At 48.6% G+C, this 20,915-nt stretch carries 17 protein-coding genes; 5 read left to right on the top strand and 12 right to left on the bottom strand.

The genetic code is table 11. From position 1 onward, the window contains the following. Positions 1-187 precede the first annotated feature (187 nt). The 4 genes from GW591_RS12760 to rbsK form a co-directional block, all read right to left on the bottom strand. On the bottom strand, positions 188-1,501 hold the full coding sequence (locus GW591_RS12760) for an MFS transporter (RefSeq protein WP_173362116.1): 1,314 nt from the start codon (positions 1,499-1,501) through the stop codon (positions 188-190). 15 nt (positions 1,502-1,516) lie between these two features. Next, positions 1,517-2,014: a YhcH/YjgK/YiaL family protein gene (locus GW591_RS12765; protein ID WP_183065363.1), complete on the bottom strand. Its 498-nt coding sequence runs from the start codon at positions 2,012-2,014 to the stop codon at positions 1,517-1,519. A gap of 172 nt (positions 2,015-2,186) precedes the next feature. Next, positions 2,187-3,116: a dihydrodipicolinate synthase family protein gene (locus tag GW591_RS12770; protein ID WP_015690356.1), complete on the bottom strand. Its 930-nt coding sequence runs from the start codon at positions 3,114-3,116 to the stop codon at positions 2,187-2,189. A 94-nt stretch (positions 3,117-3,210) separates the two neighbouring features. Next, entirely contained in the window at positions 3,211-4,425 is a 1,215-nt protein-coding gene (gene rbsK, locus GW591_RS12775; protein WP_112197496.1) for a ribokinase, read from the bottom strand. A gap of 285 nt (positions 4,426-4,710) precedes the next feature. Here rbsK and GW591_RS12780 point away from each other — a divergent pair, with 285 nt between their 5' ends. From GW591_RS12780 to GW591_RS12790, 3 genes are read left to right on the top strand one after another with little or no spacing between them, the layout of a single operon-like run. Beyond that, positions 4,711-5,472, top strand: coding sequence for an endonuclease/exonuclease/phosphatase family protein (locus GW591_RS12780; protein WP_013576859.1), 762 nt, complete (start codon positions 4,711-4,713; stop codon positions 5,470-5,472). Further along, the gene (gene clsB / locus GW591_RS12785; RefSeq protein WP_166860736.1) at positions 5,469-6,716 is read left to right on the top strand and encodes a cardiolipin synthase ClsB; all 1,248 of its coding nucleotides are present in this window, start codon (positions 5,469-5,471) and stop codon (positions 6,714-6,716) included. Before GW591_RS12780 ends, clsB begins: the two co-directional genes overlap by 4 nt. Then, positions 6,716-7,678, top strand: coding sequence for a lysylphosphatidylglycerol synthase domain-containing protein (locus tag GW591_RS12790; RefSeq protein WP_015690358.1), 963 nt, complete (start codon positions 6,716-6,718; stop codon positions 7,676-7,678). The genes clsB and GW591_RS12790 overlap by 1 nt, the downstream gene beginning before the upstream one ends. Before the next feature lie 11 nt (positions 7,679-7,689). On the opposite strand, the gene GW591_RS12795 is transcribed toward GW591_RS12790, so the two are convergent. After that, entirely contained in the window at positions 7,690-8,994 is a 1,305-nt protein-coding gene (locus GW591_RS12795; protein WP_013576862.1) for an Nramp family divalent metal transporter, read from the bottom strand. 542 nt (positions 8,995-9,536) lie between these two features. Here GW591_RS12795 and GW591_RS12800 point away from each other — a divergent pair. Further along, the gene (locus GW591_RS12800; RefSeq protein ID WP_013576863.1) at positions 9,537-11,144 is read left to right on the top strand and encodes a methyl-accepting chemotaxis protein; all 1,608 of its coding nucleotides are present in this window, start codon (positions 9,537-9,539) and stop codon (positions 11,142-11,144) included. A gap of 9 nt (positions 11,145-11,153) precedes the next feature. Continuing rightward, positions 11,154-12,167, top strand: coding sequence for a substrate-binding domain-containing protein (locus GW591_RS12805; RefSeq protein WP_037033306.1), 1,014 nt, complete (start codon positions 11,154-11,156; stop codon positions 12,165-12,167). Positions 12,168-12,254: 87 nt separating this feature from the next. Here GW591_RS12805 and GW591_RS12810 read toward each other — a convergent pair whose 3' ends face one another. The 7 genes from GW591_RS12810 to GW591_RS12840 form a co-directional block, all read right to left on the bottom strand. Beyond that, the gene (locus GW591_RS12810) at positions 12,255-13,325 is read right to left on the bottom strand and encodes a GDP-mannose 4,6-dehydratase (RefSeq protein ID WP_015690360.1); all 1,071 of its coding nucleotides are present in this window, start codon (positions 13,323-13,325) and stop codon (positions 12,255-12,257) included. Between the two features lie 138 nt (positions 13,326-13,463). Next, positions 13,464-14,618 carry a glycosyltransferase family 4 protein gene (locus tag GW591_RS12815; RefSeq protein ID WP_166860738.1) on the bottom strand — a complete coding sequence of 385 codons (1,155 nt, stop codon included), beginning with the start codon at positions 14,616-14,618 and terminating at the stop codon, positions 13,464-13,466. Positions 14,619-14,703: 85 nt separating this feature from the next. Beyond that, positions 14,704-16,083, bottom strand: coding sequence for a phosphomannomutase CpsG (gene cpsG / locus GW591_RS12820; RefSeq protein WP_121019733.1), 1,380 nt, complete (start codon positions 16,081-16,083; stop codon positions 14,704-14,706). 14 nt (positions 16,084-16,097) lie between these two features. Next, a complete protein-coding gene (locus tag GW591_RS12825; RefSeq protein ID WP_015690363.1) occupies positions 16,098-17,519 on the bottom strand; it encodes a mannose-1-phosphate guanylyltransferase/mannose-6-phosphate isomerase in 1,422 nt (473 codons plus the stop codon). Between the two features lie 85 nt (positions 17,520-17,604). Continuing rightward, the gene (locus tag GW591_RS12830) at positions 17,605-19,146 is read right to left on the bottom strand and encodes a right-handed parallel beta-helix repeat-containing protein (protein ID WP_166860740.1); all 1,542 of its coding nucleotides are present in this window, start codon (positions 19,144-19,146) and stop codon (positions 17,605-17,607) included. A 62-nt stretch (positions 19,147-19,208) separates the two neighbouring features. Further along, complete coding sequence (locus tag GW591_RS12835) at positions 19,209-20,372, bottom strand: glycosyltransferase (protein ID WP_166860742.1); 1,164 nt, start codon at positions 20,370-20,372, stop codon at positions 19,209-19,211. Next, entirely contained in the window at positions 20,362-20,847 is a 486-nt protein-coding gene (locus GW591_RS12840) for an acyltransferase (RefSeq protein ID WP_166860744.1), read from the bottom strand. The genes GW591_RS12835 and GW591_RS12840 overlap by 11 nt, the downstream gene beginning before the upstream one ends. Positions 20,848-20,915: the final 68 nt, after the last annotated feature.

The raw sequence follows: 20,915 nt of genomic DNA on the forward strand, positions 1-20,915 counted from the left end.
CAAACGCCTGCGGCGTTAGTCCGAGTCCGGGCACCCTATTTAAAGAAACCCGCCTATGGCGGGTTTTTTGCTTTCAGAGATGCGGACTCTCCATACTGTCTTCAGTGTGTCAAAAGGCGAAACATGGGAAACCCGTACTCATTAAACGCCCCGATAGCCAGGCGTTTAATGAAGTTTACGATTGTCGCTATTTCGACATTGTCACCAAAATAGGCTTTTTCACGAACAGTCCGTAGCTTAACGCGCCCAGCATCAGTAAACCGGCACCGAGAAAGAAGACGTTGGTGAACTGCCCGGTTGCATCCAGAATAAGCCCGGTGACAATCGGCGCACAGGCCGCCCCCAGGAAACCACCGAAGTTCTGAATGGCGCCCATCGATGCCACCTGCTCTTTCGGCGCAATGTCTGAGGCCAGCGTCCAGATGACACCCTGCGGCAGTTGCGAGAAGAAGTAGCCAACTGACAGCAGCGCGATACTCAGTGTTGTGTTGTGCACAAAAGGAATCGGCGCCACAAAGCAGGCCGCCAGCGCTGCCCCGGCCACAATCGGCACCTTACGCGCGGTAATCGTCTTCACACCGCGACGGATAAGACGGTCAGAGATAGCCCCGCCGCACAGCACACCTAAAATCCCCGCCAGGAACGGAATGGCCGCCAGCCAGCCTGTTTGTTTCAGGCTAAAACCCAGCGATTTTTCCAGGTAGCCCGGCAGCCAGGTCAGGTAAACCCAGATAGTGAACATGATAGAAAAGTTGCCGATCACCATAAACCAGGTGGTTTTATGCCTGAACAACGCTCCCCAACTCGCCTTGTTATTGCCGTTAACTTCGGTCACCGACTTCTGCACCAGCTGAGAATTGGCGTGGATCACCTTTTCTTCGCGCTCGGTCGGATTGCGGTAAAATTTCAGCCATACCAGCAGCAGCGGAATCCCCGCCAGGCCAATGGCAATAAACATGCCGCGCCAGCCGAGCGTTAACAGCAGCACGGTCAGGATTGGTGGTGCAATGGCATTGGCAATCTGCGAACCGGTATTGATGATCGAGGTCGGCAGCGCGCGCTCTTTATCAGAGAACCAGCGGTGAGTAATCTTGATGCCGGAGGTAAAGAATGGTGATTCGGAAATGCCCAGCAGCATGCGCAGGGCATAGAACATGGAATAACCATTAACGAAACCTGCCATCACCGTGAAGGTGGACCACAGACCCACGCCCCACGAGAACATTTTTTTAGGACCGAAACGGTCAACCAACCAGCCCGCAGGCAGGTTTGCCAGCGCATATGGCCACAGGAAAGCAGACAGCAGCAGGCCCATTTCCGTCTGGCTGAAACCAAACTCTTTCGCAATGGTAGTGTTAGCAATACTTAAATTGGCACGGTCGAGATAATTAATGACCGCCGCCATTAACAAAATAAAAATAATGCCCCAGCGCAAGCGTGAAACAACAGGAGCAGCCGTTTTAACCAAAGATGTATCAGGAGGAGAGGTAGCGTCTTTCATCATTTTAATTATCCACTATTGGTTATTCATAAATAAGTCATCATTGAACAGACTCAGGTGAATTTTAATCACAGCTTTACGAATAAAAGACTGACTTCGGGTATTACAGCAAGGGCGATGTAAATCTTGCGGAAAGAAAACGGCAAACATGCCGGGTTCCAAACGAATCAGCGATTCATTATTCGTTTCCTGATAAAACACGATGTCATGCTTCTCCGCCCGGTCTTCTGCCACCTCGTGCTCCGCCGCACCGCGCGCCACACCGATGGTTTCTTCTCCCTGCAAGAGAAATTGAATATCTGCAAACTTGAAATGTGACTCAGCCCGCATTTCATGAGCAGGAACGGTATTCATTTCCTGCAGAAGGCAAAACATCTTGTCCGGAATAATATCGAATTTCCCTGGTGTCAGCGTGGTAAAATCAGTTTGAGTAATATACTCAATACCTTTATTAATAATCGGATGGAAAGCGAATTTCTCACGTTCCCAGTCTCTCAGGCAACATACGATCATGTTGAATAATCCTTTTATATTTATATTCAGGGTCGGATTACGGCTAAAAAGGTTATAGATTTGAAACTGACGGCCTGGCAGCATCATCATGTGCATAGAATATCCGACCAGGCCATTAATCAGCGGATAAGATGGCAACTCATCCGCATCACTCACTCATGGCTATCTCACCTTATACGGCGGCGATTTTTTTCTGCCACAGCGCCGTGCCGCTGTGAATTTGATCCAGCAATACGGTCAGCCCCCAGAACTTTTCCAGCACATTGTCTTTATTCACACGGCAGAACTCGCTGTCGAAAGTACCCAGACGCTGATGATAAATCTTGGCATTCTTCGGATACCCCAGTGTTTCAGTCACCGCGCCCAGCGACAGGAAAATGGCTAACTCGTCGGCGAGTTGCGGCTGGGTTGCCGCCTTGTGATACAGCCAGCTGTAAAGCTCGGGGTGGAAATTGGTGAACACGCCGCTGAATCCTTTAGACCCCGCCAGCATCGCCGGATAAGCAATCGCGGCATTAGCATTAATGATGTTCAACGGCGTATTTGCCACCAGCTTCACACGGCGGGTAACGGTTGCCAGGTCACAGCTCACGTCTTTCAGTACAACGAAGCGGCCGGTGTTGGCGCAGTAAGTGAGCTCTTCGTCGGTCAGCAGACGGCGATACGGTGCAGGACACTCATACAAACCCAGCGGCATGGATTCAGGCAAGGCACTCAGCAACTTATCCAGGGTGGCAAAGAAGGTCTCACTGCCCTGATTTTTCGGATCGAGATGGTTGGTGACCAGCACCAGTGCGTCGGCTCCGGTTTTCGCCATCGCACTCAGCTCACTGATTTGGTCATTGATATCATCACTGATATGGCCCGAGGCAATCACCGGCACGCGCCCCGCAACGTGCTTCACCACAAACCCGGCCAGCGCAACGCGTTCTTCGAGGGTCAGAAACTGCATTTCGCTCGACTGACACACGGCGAACAGCGCATCTACACCTTTCTCAAGATACCAGTCGATCAAACGGGTCAGGCCCGGATAGTCAATCTGGTTGTCTTCGGTGAAAGGGGTCAACATCACCGGCACGATGCCTTCAATACTTTTAGTCATGACTGCTCCTTAAGACGGAATCGATTACGTGGCCGCTAAACTCAATGCATCAAGGCAGCGACCGTCACAAGAAACTAAAGAATTACCGCAGCATTTATCGCTGCGCCAGACGTGCTGAAACCTGAGCCTTATCAGGCATGTTTGATGCACCTTCACGCTCGACGGCCAGCGAGGCAAACGCCGCGGCATAGGTCGCCGCCTGAACCAGACTTTGTCCATTGGCAATACCTGAGGCCAGCGCGCCGTTGAAAGCATCGCCTGCACCGGTGGTATCAACGCTCAGCGCCGGGAAGGCCGGAATGTGCTGGAACTGATTACCGTCAAACAGCAACGCGCCGCGCGATCCCATGGTAATAATCACCCGCCTCGCCCCCTGGCTGACGATACGCTGTGCAGCCTCTTTGGCGCTGGCTAAATCCTTCACGTCAATGCCGGAAAGCTGCGATGCCTCAGTTTCATTAGGTGTAATAACGTCAACATATTCCAGACACTCAAGCGCATGGCTCGAGAAAGGAGCCGGGTTGAGAATCACCTTCACGCCCAGCGCTTTGGCCAATTTCATCGCGCTCAGGGTAGCGGCAAAATTGTTTTCGAGCTGTACGAGCAGCACGTCCGAATCTTCCAGTTCGGGGGCGATCGCTGCCACTTCGTCTTCACTGATGGTTTTATTGGCACCGGAATAAATGGCAATCATGTTCTCGCCGTTTTCCTGCGAGACATAAATGATGGCGTTGCCGGTCGGCTCAGTGTCCGACTGATAAAGGGTAAAGGAGTGGATCTCCGAGGAGGTCAGGTGATCATAAGCAAACTGGCTGAACTGATCCTTACCCACCTTGGAAACGAAATGCACTCTGGCACCCGCACGACTGACCGCCGTGGCCTGATTCGCCCCTTTGCCGCCGGGGCCGAGCGTGCTGCCCAGCGCCAACAGGGATTCTCCGCCTTTTGGAAAACGTTCAACCTTCGCCACGATATCGACGTTAAATGAACCCAGAATGCAAACCTTACCTTTCATGTTCTTTCCTTTCCCCTGTTGTACGCTCTGCTTTCTTTTCTGACTCTGCAGCCGTTGCAGCAACACTTCAAAGTTGCCTCCGGTGTCAGCAATTAGCTTTGACTGCAAACTCCGCCGTATCACCATTGCACCGCCATGACATCGCTGAACCAATTTTTCAGCCGCCAGGGCATTCAGATCACTGCGAATGGTCTCTCTGGTCACCGCAAACAGGGACGCCAAAACCTCCACTTTTACCCGCTCGTTTTTATCCAGATATTCCAGGATTTGCTGCCGACGTTCTTCAAGAAACATATCCACCCGCCTTCTCTGTATTCAGAATAAGTGCACGAAACTGATTAAAGAGTGATGATGCTCATAGCTTAACCAGCAAAACGGAAGTAAACAAAAATGGGAATTTTTGATTTGGCGAAGTGAGAAGAAAGGAGCAGAAAAGAGCCATCGAAAGTGAGGGGCTGTCACAAGAGGGCGCGCATCACCCTGATGCTCGTTTCACCCGGACACACATGACGCCGCCTCTTTTCGTAACAGAAACTATACTTTATTTTCATCAGGATAGTGACGCTGGCAGGATAAAGAATGACCCAACAAAGACCGCAATTTTCATTGAAAGTACTGACGATTAATACTCACAAGGGCTTCACCGCGTTTAATAAACGCTTCATTTTACCCGAGCTGCGCGACGCGGTACGCACCGTCGGTGCCGATATCGTCTGCCTGCAGGAAGTGACGGGCGCACATGATGTGCATTCGTTGCATGTGGAAAGCTGGCCGGACACCCCCCATTACGAGTTTCTTGCTGACACCATGTGGAGCGACTTCGCCTACGGGCGCAACGCGGTCTACCCGGAAGGTCATCACGGCAATGCCGTCCTTTCACGCTATCCCATTGAACATTACGAGAATCGCGACGTGTCGGTCGCGGGTAGCGAGAATCGCGGCCTGTTGTACTGCCGTATCGTGCCCCCGCAGCTTGGGTCTCCTGTCCACGTGATTTGCGTACATCTGGGTCTGCGCGAAGCGCACCGCCAGGCACAGCTCAAGATGCTGGCCGACTGGGTTAACGCTTTCCCGCAGGGAGAACCGGTGCTGGTGGCAGGCGATTTCAACGACTGGCGGCAAAAAGCCAATCGCCCGCTTAAAGTACAGGCGGGACTCGATGAGATTTTCACCCGCGCAAAAGGCCGCCCGGCGCGCACTTTCCCGGTCAGGATGCCGCTTCTGCGTCTTGACAGGATCTATGTGAAAAATGCCAATGCCAGCGCGCCTGCGGTGCTGCCGCTGCGTAACTGGCGTCATCTGTCCGATCATGCCCCGTTAAGCGCGGAGATCCATCTATGAAAACCGCATGGCGGGAAGGCAACCACATCCAGCTTCTGGAAAATGGCGACGAATATTACCCGGCGGTATTTGACGCTATCGATAACGCTCAGCGTAAAGTGATTCTCGAAACCTTTATCTGGTTTGAGGATGACGTGGGTCGCCAGTTACATGCAGTGCTCCTGCGTGCCGCCCGGCGCGGTATCGGGGTTGAAGTGCTGCTCGACGGCTACGGATCGCCTGATTTGAGCGATGATTTCGTCGGCGAACTGACTTCAGCAGGCGTGGTGTTTCGCTATTACGACCCGCGCCCGCCGCTGTTCGGTATGCGAACCAATCTTTTCCGCCGTATGCACCGTAAAATTGTTGTCATCGACAATACAGTGGCGTTTGTCGGCGGGATTAATTACTCCGCCGAGCACATGTCCGATTACGGTCCCGAGGCCAAGCAGGACTACGCCGTACGGGTGGAAGGTCCGGTGGTGGATGACATTTTGCAGTTTGAGCTGGAAAATCTGCCTGATCATGCGCATACCCACCGATGGTGGCAGCAACGTCGCCGCTATCATGCGGCGGAAAATCGCAATCCCGGCGAGGCGCAGGCGCTGTTTGTCTGGCGCGATAATGACGATCACCGGGATGATATTGAGCGTCACTATCTGAAAATGCTGGCCAGCGCCAGGCGCGAAGTGATTATCGCCAACGCCTATTTCTTTCCTGGTTACCGTCTGCTTCACGCCATGCGCAATGCAGCCCGCCGCGGCGTGCAGGTAAAACTCATCGTGCAGGGCGAGCCGGATATGGCGATTGTAAAAGTCGGTGCAGAGCTGCTGTACAACTATCTGCTGAAAGGCGGTGTGCAGGTGTATGAATATCGCCGTCGTCCGCTGCACGGCAAGGTCGCGCTGATGGATGCTCACTGGGCGACGATCGGCTCCAGTAATCTCGATCCGCTGAGCCTGTCGCTCAATCTTGAAGCCAATCTGATTATCCACGACCGGACGTTTAACCAGACGCTGCGCGAGAACCTGCACGGTATTATCGCCAGAGACTGCCAGCGCGTAGATCAAACTATGGCCCCGAAACGCACCTGGTGGAACCTGGCGAAAAGCGTGGTGGCGTTTCACTTCCTGCGTAAATTTCCGGCCATGGTCGGCTGGCTACCGGCGCACACGCCAAGGCTTGCCCAGGTAAAGCCGCCCGTACAACCCGAAATTGAAACGCAGGATCGGGTGACGTCAGAGAATTCAGAGGTGAAATCATAATGTCTGCATCACATCCGAAGTGGCGTCTGGCGAAAAAAATACTCACCTGGATTTTCTTTATCGCCGTGGCTGTGCTGCTGGTGGTTTACGCCCGCACGGTCAACTGGGAAGACGTGTGGAAGGTCATTCGCAATTACAACCGCACGCCACTGCTGATATCAGTGGTGCTGGTGATCATCAGCTATCTGCTGTACGGCTGTTACGATCTGCTGGCGCGCGCTTATTGCGGGCACAAACTCGCGGCCCGTCAGGTGATGCTGGTGTCATTTATCTGCTACGCCTTTAACCTCACGCTCAGCACCTGGGTTGGCGGCATCGGCATGCGTTACCGGCTCTACTCCCGCCTGGGTCTGCCCGGCGCCACGATCACCCGCATTTTCTCACTGAGCATTACCACCAACTGGCTTGGCTATATTTTGCTCGGCGGAATTATCTTCACCTTCGGCGTCGTGGAGCTGCCTTCGCACTGGTACATCGACGAAGGCACACTGCGCATTATGGGCATTGTGCTGCTGGCGATGGTGGCCACTTACGTCTGGTTCTGCGCCTATGCTAAACGCCGCCATATGACGGTGAAAGGGCAAAAACTGGTGCTACCGTCGTTTAAATTTGCCGTGGCGCAGATGGTAATTTCCAGCGCCAACTGGATGGCCATGGGGGCGATTATCTGGCTGCTGTTAGGCGAGGATGTGAACTATTTCTTTGTGCTGGGCGTGCTGTTAGTCAGCAGTATCGCCGGGGTGATTGTGCATATTCCGGCGGGGATCGGCGTGCTGGAAGCGGTGTTTATCGCCCTGCTGGCCGGAGAACATACGTCGCAGGGCACGATTATCGCCGCCCTGCTGGCCTACCGTATGCTCTACTACTTCCTGCCGCTGCTGCTGGCGCTGGTGTGCTATTTGATGCTGGAGAGCCGGGCGAAGAAATTGCGGGCGAAGAACCAGAAGGCGATGGCGAAGTAAGCCTTCTGGCATTATTCCAGACCGGGGATATTCACGCCAAATGTTTGCAGCAGCAGGATGATATTGAGCGCCACAATCACCACGGTGCCGATGATGGAAGTCACGACAGTCAGGCGGCTGTTAACAAACTCCCCCATGATGTCGCGACGGCTGGTGAATATCACCAATGCAATCATCGGCGCAGGCAACGCCAGGCTGAGCACCACCTGGCTGTATACCAGCGCGTCGGTGGCATTAACGCCCATCGCCACCACGATAAACGCAGGGATCATGGTGACCAGACGGCGCAACCAGACGGGAATGCGAAAACCGACGAAGCCCTGCATGATCATCTGGCCTGCCATAGTGCCTACCACTGAACTGGAAATACCGGAAGCAATCAATGACAGCAGGAAGAAACCTGCCGCCCCCGCCCCCAACAGCGGAGTCAGGGTGTGGTAAGCCGTTTCGATTTCCGCCACATCGCTGTGGCCGGCATGGAAGGCACTGGCGGCCATAATCACCATCGCGATATTCACCAATCCGGCGAGGGTCAGCGCGATCACCACTTCAATATTGGAAAAACGCAGCAGTGTACGACGTTCGCCCGGATTCCTGGCATGGGTACGGTGCTGAGTCAGCCCCGAGTGCAGGAAGATCGCATGTGGCATCACGGTGGCTCCGATGATCCCCACGGCAATGGTCAGCGCCTGCGCGTCGGGCAGTTGCGGTGTCACCATGCCCAGACCGGCTGCGGCCCAGTCAACCTGCGCAATAAACATTTCGACCAGATAACACAGCGCAATCACCGCCACTAACCCGCCGATCATCAGCTCAACAGGGCGGAAACCACGCTTTTCCACCATCAAAAGACCGTAGGTAACCAGCGCCGTGATACCCATCCCGGCCAGTAACGGCATATGGAACAGTAACGACAGGGCTAAAGCCCCCCCGAGGAATTCGGCCAGATCGGTCGCCATTGCGGCGATTTCGCTGCCCACCCACATCCCCCAAACCACGGGTCTGGAGAACTGGTCGCGACACATTTCCGCCAGATTTCTGTTGGTGACGATCCCCAGCCTGGCGGAGAGCGCCTGAAACAGCATGGCGATCATATTGGCCATGACAACCACCCACAGGAGCGCGTAGCCATAGCGCGAGCCAGCCTGAATATTGGTCGCAAAATTACCCGGATCCATATAGGCGATCGAGGCGATCACCGCTGGCCCCGCAAACAACAGCGGTGTCATCAGGCCGCGTTTGCGGCCGGACATGGCGTTAGCAATCGCCGCATTGGTTCTGTCGGTTAGAGAAGAAGTCTGGCCTGTTCCACGCATACTGCCCGCCCTGTTCTTGCTTGTTATTTTTGTGTGAATTTTATCCGGCAAAGACGAATATAGCACTGGCTATACTCTATAGTGCAAGCTTAGTTTGAGGGTTATTAAGGGCTTTATGTTTCAAAATATGAAACTTGAATCATTGCCTGAGATTATAAAAATGGAATGATTTTTCTGATGATGAATCCGGCGTGACGGCCACACTGACGGCCCTGTGCCCGCGCCTTTCGTTCAGAGGTTATGCGCAACAGCGCGTGAAAACATTGCCGGCATAAAAATCTGACAGACATCACACTTTTCTGACAAACAAACCGGCTGTCCGCCCCCTGCTATCAAGTTTCCTCGCCAGTGTGCCGTTAACTTAATCACTAAAACTCATTCGGTTCACGTGACCAACTTCAGTTTCTTCCCGACAGATTTCTATCCTGTGTTTCCTGACAGGCTACTCCGGTAACGACATTTTACGCACGAGACTGATTGAAATGTTGTCATAACTTAAGGTGCCCGCACCTTTTTAATCGCAATTTCAGGGAGTTACCACTATGTCTTTTAAACACACTACTGTACGCACCCAGCTTACGCTGGGATTTGGCGTTTTAGTCGTCATTGTTCTCGCAGTAGTCCTGCTCTCTATCAACGCGTTAAGCCAGGCCAACAACAGATTCAAAACTCACGTACAGCAGGTTTCCGCCCGTGAGGCGGCTGTGAATTTAATTCTCAGCGGCGTAAAAGACAGTTCATTGAATATTTACGGGCTGGTGCTGGTCAGTGAGGCTGCTGATATCGAAGCAGGTAAAAGACAAGTTGCTGCTGCAGAAGAGAAAACCGCAGCCGCGCTGAACCGGCTTCAGGCGGCAATCAAAGAACACTCAGATGTCACAGATAAGGATCGGCAATTCGTGACCGCGATTTCTAATGCGGAAGAAGGATACCGTCCGGTGGCTAAACATATTGTTGATCTGGCCCTTGAAGAGAAGAAAGCTGAAGCGATTGACCGCATGAATCGCGAGCTACGACCTCAGTTGGCGCTGCTGCTGAATACGACCAATGACTATCTCCAGTACAGTAACGTACGGGCTAAAGAGAGCCTGAATACCGCACAAGATGCGTATCAACAAACCCGCCTCATTTTCATCGTTATCAGCCTGGTCGCACTGAGTCTGGCGGTTATTCTGGGGGGCATTATTATCCGTTCCCTGTTCCGTGCACTGGGTGAAGAACCGCTTGTTTTAGGTCAGGTGGTACAACGTATTGCTGCGGGTGATCTCAGTGAAGTGAAAGGCGCGGAAAACGCACCACAAAACAGCGTCCTGGCAGAGCTTGGCGGAATGCAGGCGAAACTGCATCAGTTAATCAACCAGGTGGCTAATTCCGCTGAAAGCATTGTCAGTGCATCCACCGAAATTACGTTGGGCAATGAGGATCTGAGTCGCCGGACCGAAGCCCAGGCTTCCTCGCTGGAACAGACATCAGCAAGCATGGAGGAACTGACCGCGACAGTGAAACACAACGCCGACAATGCCCATCAGGGGAATCTGATGGCCACAAGTGCGTCACAAGTGGCGCAACGCGGCGGCAACGTCGTTGAACGCGTCGTCAGTACCATGCATGAAATCGCCGAAAGCTCAGGCAAAGTGACACAAATCATCACGGTCATTGAAGGCATTGCTTTCCAGACCAATATTCTGGCGCTTAACGCCGCCGTTGAAGCAGCCCGTGCCGGTGAGCAAGGACGTGGTTTTGCGGTGGTTGCCGGTGAAGTGCGAACGCTGGCACAGCGCAGCGCCAATGCCGCCAAGGAAATTAAAAACCTGATTAGCGAGTCTGTTGAAAGGATTAACGTCGGTTCTAAGCTGGTGGATGAAGCGGGCACCACCATGATGGAAGTGGTGAATGCGGTCAAAGGCGTCAACAGCCTGATGGCTGAGATTACCCTTGCCTCAAGCGAACAACATACTGGCATCGATCAGGTCAATAAAGCCGTGGTCAACATGGACGAGGCGACGCAGCAGAATGCCGCGTTAGTAGAACAAAGTGCGGCAGCAGCGGACAGTTTAAAACAACAGGCTCATATCTTGCTGGAGGGGATTTCTGCATTTGATATTTCACGTGCGGGAAATCTTAATGTCACTGCAACAGCCACCCGCTAAGGTATTTACATGAAAATTTCCTGCGTTTTTGCCGTGGCGACGACCCTGCTGACATCGGCAGCTCTTGCCAGCAGCAATGAGAACATCACGATAGGCCTGATTACTAAAACAGACACCAACCCGTTCTTTTTGAAAATGAAAGAAGGTGCCATGCTGGGGGCCACCGTACACGGGGTCAAACTGCTTACCGCAGCCGGTAAAGAAGACAGCGATTATCCTTCACAGATCATCGCGATTCAGTCCATGGTGGCCTCTGGCGCGACCACGTTGCTCATTACGCCGAGCGATGCTAAGGCCATTGTGCCCGCACTCGATGAGGTCCGGGCAAAAGGCGTGCAGGTTATCGCCCTCGATTCCCCGACGGATCCGATCAGTGCCGTCGATGCCCTCTTCGCCACCGATAACTATAAAGCTGGCGAATTGATTGGCCAGTATGCTCAGGCGGCCATGCCGCTGACGTTCGCGGGGCAACCCCTTAAAATAGCGATGCTGGATTTATCGCCAGGACATCTGGTAGGGGCAAGAAGGCACAACGGGTTTATGAAAGGATTGGGTTTAACTGCGGCAGGTGCCGAATCCAGTGAACTGTCAGCCGCACCCGAAATTGTGTGTGCAGGCTATAGCGAAGGGGCAGAGAAACAAGGCTACGAGGTCATGACAAATTGCCTGAAAGCCCATCCGGACATTAATCTGGTTTACACCGTCAACGAACCGGCCGCAGCCGGAGCCTACAAAGCCTTGCAGGAGGCAGGTAAACAAAAGAATGCCATGATTCTCTCTGTTGATGGCGGGTGTGCGGGGGTAAATTACGTACGTGAAGGCAAGATTGCTGCCACGGCTCAGCAGTATCCTTTAACGATGGCGGCGATGGGTGTTGATGCTGCCGTTGCCTATGCCAGACACGGCAAAAAGGTTTCCGGGTATGTGGATACCGGCGTCACGCTTATCGCCGATAAACCTATGCCAGGTCTGGCAAGCAAAGATACTCAGGCAGGGCTGGATGCCTGTTTTGGCGCTAAATAAACAGCTTTTCTGAAGGCAAAAAAAAGCCGGAGAATGTCAGCGCATTCTCCGGCTTTTTTCGTACATCGTCAGAAACAGCGACTGGCGTTAGCCGTACAGCTTCAGACGCGCCGCCTTTTTGGCGAAGGCCAGATCCGCCTGCACCATCTCAATCACCAGATCCTGTAATGAGGTTTCAGGTGCCCAGCCTAACTGACGCCGTGCTTTTGACGGATTAACCGAAACCTTGCTGACCTCCGACGGGCGCATATAGCGCGGATCGACGGCGACAATCACATCTCCGACTTTCAGCGCTGCCGCGACCGGGCTGATAATCGCCGCAATCACGCCTTTTTCCTCCACGCCTTTGCCGACAAACCGCAGTTTGATCCCCAGTTCAAGGGCCGCAAAAGTCACGAACTGACGCACCGTAAACTGCACGCCCGTTGCAATGACGAAGTCCTCCGGTTTGTCCTGCTGCAGCATCAGCCACTGCATTTTGACGTAATCTCTGGCATGCCCCCAGTCACGTAAGGCATTCAGATTGCCCAGATAAAGGCACTTCTCCAGCCCCTGAGTAATGTTCGCCAGCCCGCGTGTGATTTTACGCGTGACAAAACTTTCGCTGCGCCGCGGCGACTCATGGTTAAACAGAATGCCGTTACAGGCATACATACCGAATGTTTCCCGGTAATTCACGGCGGTCCAGAAATCACTGACTCTGGCGACGGTCTCCGAAGGCGGAAGATTAAACGTCACCATTTCATTGATGGTCATCCCGTTAACCAGCCCGCACAACGCGGAAGATGAAGCATGATAATAACGGGTTGTGCGCTCCAGCCCCTCAGAACGGATAGCCTCCAGCATTCTCAGCGCACTGATCCCGGTGACAGGAAATGTAGAATGCGCGGTAGTTTCACTGGTGATATCCAGATTATAAATTTCATCCGGGCGAATTAACGCCAGCAAACTCCTCAGATCTAAGATTTCACCCCAGCCATAATGATGAATATGGAAATCAGGATTGTTTGCATGTAAATCATCAGTGACAAATTCAGTATCGGGTACCGGGCTGTGCAGGATAATCCCATGGACTGTATAGCCTTTTTTAAGCAAAAGCTCAGTCAGATAAGATCCGTCCTGCCCGGAGATATTGGTAATAAGAGCGACCTTAGACATAGTAAACCCTTAGATTACAATTTAAAAAACGCATCCGGACAGATGCACGATTATAATTGCAAGGTTATGTTGAGTAAGATGAATCGCAGAATAAACAGTCAACGACAGAAAAAAGAACAATATTAAAAAGGATAAAAATTAATAAACGATGCGTTTACTTTCATTGAAGTCATGCCATTTTGTTTTGATATACTCATCCAGCTCATCATGAAATCTTTGTGCAGAGAACTTTAAAGCGTTTTCGCGGCAGTCCTTCGGCAGGATAGAGTCTTTAATCGTATCAAAGTGACGCACGGCGTTAATCAGTGATTCCGCCGTTTGCTCTGAGAAAAATACCCCGGTGGCATTACGTTCGCCATAAGGTCTGATGGTCTCCAGAACACCGCCTTTGCCAAAGGCAATAACCGGCGTCCCGCTGGCCTGTGCTTCGACCGGCGTAATGCCAAAATCTTCTTCAGCAGCAAAAACAAACGCCCGGGTGCGCCGCATGTAATCTTGCATCACATCGTCAGGCTGATAACCCAGAATTTCGATATTGCTGCCAGCCCGGGATTTTATTTTCGCCATTTCAGAACCGTCACCGATCACCACCAGTTTCTTATCCGGCATCTGACTGAATGCTTCAACAATCAGGTCGATACGCTTATAAGGCACCATGCGGGAGGCGGTAAAATAGAAGTCTTCTTTATTCTCCTGCAAAGTAAAACGTTCTACATCGACAGGAGGATAAATAACATCCGCATCCCGGCCATAGACCTTCTTGATTCGCCGGGCAATAAACTGGGAATTAGCGATAAAGTGATCCACGCCATTGGCTGTCCGGTAATCCCAAATCCTGATTTTATGCAGGAACCAGCGGGCCAGTTTCCCTTTCAGGCCTTTGTTCAGCCCCGCCTCACGCAAATACTGGTGCTGAAAATCCCAGGCATAGCGGATCGGCGAATGCACATAACTGATGTGCAACTGATCAGGGCCGGTCAATACGCCTTTAGCCACCGCATGACTGCTGGAAAGCACAATGTCATGCCCCGTCACATCAAGCTGCTCGATAGCCAGCGGCATTAAAGGCAGATACTGCTGATATTTCTTCTTCGCAAAAGGTAACCACTGTATAAAAGAGGTCGTCGCTTCTTTTCCATAGAATTTCTTCCGGGATTCATCAGAAAGAAAATCGACAACAGAATAAATATCAGCATTTGGGTATAATTTAATAAACTCTGCAATAACTTTTTCTGACCCTGCAAATGTCACCAACCAGTCAGCAACAATCCCAACACTCACATCATGTGACATAATTTAAACCTTATAAAATGAAAAGTGAGTAATACAAACCCACAGCGAGTTATCATTACTCACTTAAATAAGATATTTTTAATAATTACATACTGCGGAGGATAGAAAGAATTCTTCTGGTTTGTTCCTGCATGAGTTTTGTATTTGCGCGGGATTCAACATTCAACCTTACAACAGGTTCTGTATTAGAACTGCGGAGATTGAAACGCCATTCGTCAAACTCAAGACTGATCCCGTCAGTATGATCGACATTAACCGCCTCACCTTCATACATGGCTAATACACGGGCAATGGATTCTTTAGGCTGCTGCAAATAGCTGTTAATTTCGCCGGACGCAGGATAGGCCGTGATCCGGTCATTAATCAGTTGCCGCAGAGACTTGCCTTTCAGATGCAATAATTCAGCGACCAGCAGCCAGGGGATCATCCCACTGTCGCAATAATAGAAATCGCGGAAGTAATGATGGGCGCTCATCTCACCGCCATAGACCGCATCTTCCTGACGCATACGTTCTTTAATAAAAGCATGGCCGGTTTTCGACATGACAGGCACGCCGCCCGCACCGGTGACAATATCAATGGTATTCCAGCTCAGACGCGGGTCATGGATAATTCTTGAGTTGGGATATTTTTCGAGGAAGGCATCGGCAAGCAGACCGACGATGTAATACCCTTCGATAAAATTACCGGCATCATCAAAGAGAAAACATCTGTCAAAATCACCGTCAAAAGCGATCCCCATATCTGCTTTGTGCTTAATGATGGCATCCGTCGTGTCCTGACGGCACTCCGGCAATAACGGGTTAGGAATACCGTTCGGGAATGTGCCGTCTGCCTCATGGTGAACTTTGATAAATTCAACCGGCACACCGGCTGCAATAAACCGCTGTTCGATGGCATCAACAACATGGCCCGCTGCCCCATTACCGGAGTTAAACACCAGCTTTAAAGGGCGGGTAAAGTTCTCTACATTGATAAAGCTGAGCAGCTTATCAACATACTCATCCAGCACAGAGGCTTTCTCGTAACTGCCGCGCTTAGCCTGATCGACCGGTGGAAAATTATTAGCTTCCGCCAGCGCCTGAATATCACGTAAGCCGGTATCGCCGCTGATCGGACGGGAATCTTCACGCACCAGTTTCATGCCGTTGTAGTTCATCGGATTGTGGCTGGCCGTCACTTCAATGCCGCCATCAAGGCACAAATAAGACGTCGCAAAATAGATTTCTTCTGTGCCGGTCACGCCGATATCAACAACGTCCGTTCCCGCATCCTGCAAACCTTTCGCCAGCGCAAGTTTTAATGCTTCGCTGGTTAAGCGGACATCGCCCCCCAATACCATTTTATTAGGTTTTAAATATTCCCCGTAAGCACGCCCTATGCGATAGGCAATATCTTCATTTAATTCGACGCCTAATTCACCGCGGATATCGTAAGCTTTAAAGCAAGTTAATGTACCTGACATATTTCATCCCCAAATTAACAGCGACCATAGTGATCTTTTATACGGATAATATCGTCATCTTCCAGATAGGATCCCGACTGTATTTCCAGAAGTTCCAGAGGAATTTTTCCCGGGTTCTCTAACATATGCTGAGCCCCAATAGGGATAAACGTTGATTCATTTTCACTGAGCAGATAATTTTTATCTTCGAGAATAACTCTGGCGGTGCCCGAAAGAATAACCCAGTGCTCCGCGCGGTGATGATGCATCTGTAATGAGAACTGTCCGCCCGGTTTAACGGTGATGCGGTTCACATGATAACGGGGTGCAGTCACGACATTATCGTTACGGCCCCACGGGCGATAGGATTCGCGGTGCAAACGATATTCCCGTCGTTTATTATTTTTTAAATATTCGACGACTTTTTTAACGTCCTGCACCTGGTTTTTATCAATGACTAAAACGGCATCTTTCGTATTTACGATGACCAGATTATCCACACCAATGGCGGCCACCAATTTCTCATCGGTGTTGATATAACAATTGTTCGCATTATGGGTAAATACATCGCCATTGATGGCATTCCCTTCAGCGTTTTTATCATTCACTTCCCAAAGCGCCGACCAGGAACCCACATCATTCCAGCCCGCATCTAACGGAACAACAATCGCATCCGTGGTTTTTTCCATTACGGCATAATCAACCGATTCATCCGGGCAGGAAATAAATGCCGCTTTATCTACACGAATAAAATCTTGCTGCTCATCAGTATGCGAAGTTTCAATCGCTTTCTGACAGGCTTCGAGTATGTCCGGCCTGAATTTCGCCATCTCTTCAAGAAAACGTCTGGCGCGGAACAAAAACATACCGCTGTTCCAGTAATACTCGCCGCTTTCCAGATATTGCAATGCGGTCTCAAGATTCGGTTTCTCGACAAAACGCTGCACCCGAAAAACAGGATCGGCATCACTGCTGAATTCTGTTCCCCGCTGGATATAACCGTAACCGGTTTCAGGGCCTGTTGGCACGATACCGAACGTGACCAGTTTCCCCTGCTCAGCGAACGGAATAGCATTCTGCACGGCCTGATGGAAGGCATCCGGAGACTCGATCACATGGTCGGCAGCAAGCACCAACAGTAACGGATCAGAACCGTTGTCGATGGCACTGAGCGCAGCCAGCGTAATAGCAGGCGCCGTATTGCGCCCGACAGGCTCAAGAATAATATTGTCGGAGAGCTGGTCTATTTGTCGTAATTGTTCGGCAACAAGAAAACGATGCTCTTCATTACAAATAACCAGCGGTGCAGAAACGTCCAGCCCTTTTAAACGGGTGACCGTTTCCTGCAACATGGAATTATCGCCATGCAGACGAAGAAATTGTTTTGGATAAAGCTCACGAGACATTGGCCACAAACGGCTACCGGTGCCGCCAGCCATGATTACTGGAAGGATCATGATTACCCTCTATATTAATTCAACTACAGAATAATGAGATGGCAAGCTGCAGTGGAAATAAAAAACCACTTTATGAAAAAAGTTATTAGTGATTATCTATACTATTATCTTTAAATTTCATCTCGGCAGTTGATGACCACTTAAGATTATCCGATTGATAATCTTTGGCTACAGGAAGTATTTCTTTTGAAGATTGGAAATTATTACGTTCAATAATTAATTTCTCATCACACTGAACAACTCTAATATAATATCCTTTAATCTTTCCAACATGATTTTTGTCTACAGAGAAATTATTCCCAACAATAAATAAATTGGATAATCGCTTAGACCTATCATAAGCCAGTGTTGAGACCCCAAGAAGACAATTGACTATAGTGTTATTTTCAAAGACAACATTATCTATTCTTGAAGATGTGTTTGGTTTTGGCCAAAAACGAATTCTTAAAGCACCCGATTCATTTGATTCACCTAATACACCGATGAAAGAAAATTGATTATTTTTAATAACCACATTCGCTATATATGAATCTTCAGGGGAATTTTTATCGTCAGTAAGGTAAACACCACCTTCTCTAGAACCTACTATGATATTTCTATTGATGAAAATATCATTAGCATAAGAGTAAACTTTTATTCCACCTTTACAAGAGACTATACGATTATCATTGAAAGTTATATTTTGCGCTTTATTTCCCTTGTCAAACGAGCCCGCGGACAAAGCGTCATCACCAACATCATGAACGAAATTACGTTCTGCAGTTACATTTTTAGAACGATAAAAATGGATTCCATCTGTCCCAGAAAGGCCTGCTATTAGCCCCTTATGGTCATGTACGTAGCAATTTTTGACTATTACATTATTCGAAAAGTCAACATGTATCCCATATCCGAGACCATAGCATTCTTCAACATCATCGATCAGTAATGGATCAGCGTTACTTACATACAATCCCTTAGGTCCGGCTCTGCCCGTATACAGAGAAGAATTAAGTCTTTTCAAGGTATAACCGGAAAGTAAGACTTTAGACTTTGTTGATTGAAACAATGGTTTACTGTAGACAATTCCATTTAAAAAATGATTTAAAAGAAAAACTGTCTTCCCCTTACCAAAACCTGAAAAGCTTAGAAAACCATCCCTAAGGGTCAAAGTTCTCGTTAAAAGATATTTATTAGGTCGACTCTCTTTGATTGGGATGCCAGAATTTAATGCTAATTCGATGGAATCTGAACTATCAGTTTTACCATCACCAACAGCTCCAAAATCGGTTAATTCAAGCTCTATATCGTAAGGTTTCCAAACGCTGCCATCCAATGAGGTTATCAGACCTTGTCCAACAGAGCGTAGCCCCTCATATATAAAAACAACCACCTTATCCTGATGAGAGTTAGCTGATGAAACAAAAAAATAATCGAAACTTGAAGATGGTGATTTATTTTTTAGCTCCTGCTCAGTGAGAATTTTTTTCAATTTTAGCTTCAAGATTTCTTTGTTAGATCTTATTTTTTTACTAAAATTTTCATGAGGTTCGGAGGCTATCGCAGTTGAAGTAATACCTTTTGTTAGGTAATAATAAAAAAAACCGGATACTCCATATTTTATAAGATTCCTTTTAGTAACAGCCATTCTACCTCCCCTCGATTCAACCAGGAAATGAAAGCGACTTCTAAGTATATCAAAAGGTACATCTAAATAAGCATTTTAAGCATCTTATCTGTTCTTGTTTCGTAAGTATATTCTTTAGCCAAAGCGAGGCGTTCATTCAAAGGGACGACATCACCAGATATGACGGCATCAACAGCCATAACAAACTCGAATTTATCTTTACCAATCTTAACAACATTATGAAACTCCTGAATTGAAGAAAGATCTACACTGACGATAGGCTTTCCAGCAGCCAAATATTCAAAAAACTTCATAGGAAACATGTTATCTGTATACTCGTTAAGATTATTCGGTAACAGTGCAACGTCAAAATATTTAAGATATTGAGGAAGGACATTATAAGGCTTAGGCCCAAGCAAGTGTATGTTTTTATGTGCTCTAAGAATATCAATTTTTGTAGATGGATCACCTTCCCCCACCTCACCTATAATCACAATACTATATTGTGGTCTTTGGGCTGCAAGATAACTTATAAGATCCAAGTTTATTTTATATGAACTAACTGCACCAATAAAACCCAAGACAGGAGAGCTTATATTTTTCAAATCTTCTGGAATAACATAATCCTTTGTTACAGCTGTATTGAAATGGACATAATCTGCAACATTAGAAAAATAGTGTATATTATCATTCCATTTAACTCTATTTTCTTTCAACTGTAAGGCTGTCACAAATATTATGCTTGCCTGTTGAATTAATGTTTTTTCCTCACGTTCTAGAACATCAATTGGCATTCCAGGTTGAGCTTTAATTTCATCGACACAGTGATAAATTGTTTTAGAAAAATCATTCGGATTTAAAAATTCTGTAGTTAATGGATTATATGTCCACAACCATGGATTTCTGAAACCAAGTAACTTACTCCACATTTTGACAAAAAAGCTCAAGTAGAATTTATTGAAACTCCTAACGGCACGATATTCGTTCCAAGGTAAAGTTATTGGTGACCATACCCATATATTCTCTTGGACTTTCTTCGGTGGTCTTAGTGCCTTAAACAATTTTTTTAAAATACGGCTAAAATCCTTCTTATTTAAACTTGGCTTTCGCAACCCCAAAGAATCTATGTAAAGGACCTTGTATCCTCTACGAGCAAACTCAACGGCAACATGCTGCTTATTAGTCCAAAATGGATTATCCCAGTCAGCAGTCGAAAGCAAAACAATTTCTTTATTATCATTTTTCATTAACTTTCCTCAAATATCTCACTGGATTACCTGCATAAATACTATATGAGTCTAAATTTCCTCTAACAACAGAATTTGCACCTATAACCGTATGAGTGCCAATAGACGTCCCCTTCGTCACTACAGAACCGGCGCCAATCCATACATCTTTAGAAATAGAAACTTCAGCTTTTGTATACCCTTGATCCCTTATTTTTTTATTATTATCTCTGAACTCGTGATCAGAATCATAAAAACATACGTTTTGTCCAAAAAGGCAATCATCGCCAATAGTCAGCTTCTTATGACAAATGACGTGATTATTTTCATTAAAAAAAACACCATTACCTATAGTTAACTCTCCTCCAGAACAATGTAACACAGTGTTTTTTGATAAAAAGACCCTATCACTGTTACCTTTGATATAAATTCTACCACCATTTGTTATTTTTATTTTTGCACCAGGTGAAATGTATAATCTCAATGGATTTATCATTGCTCTATTTCCGTATCTGATTTTTATCAAGATACATTTGATGAATGAGATAAGAAATCTCAACCTGA

The organism is Rahnella aceris, assembly GCF_011684115.1.
GTDB lineage: Bacteria > Pseudomonadota > Gammaproteobacteria > Enterobacterales > Enterobacteriaceae > Rahnella > Rahnella aceris.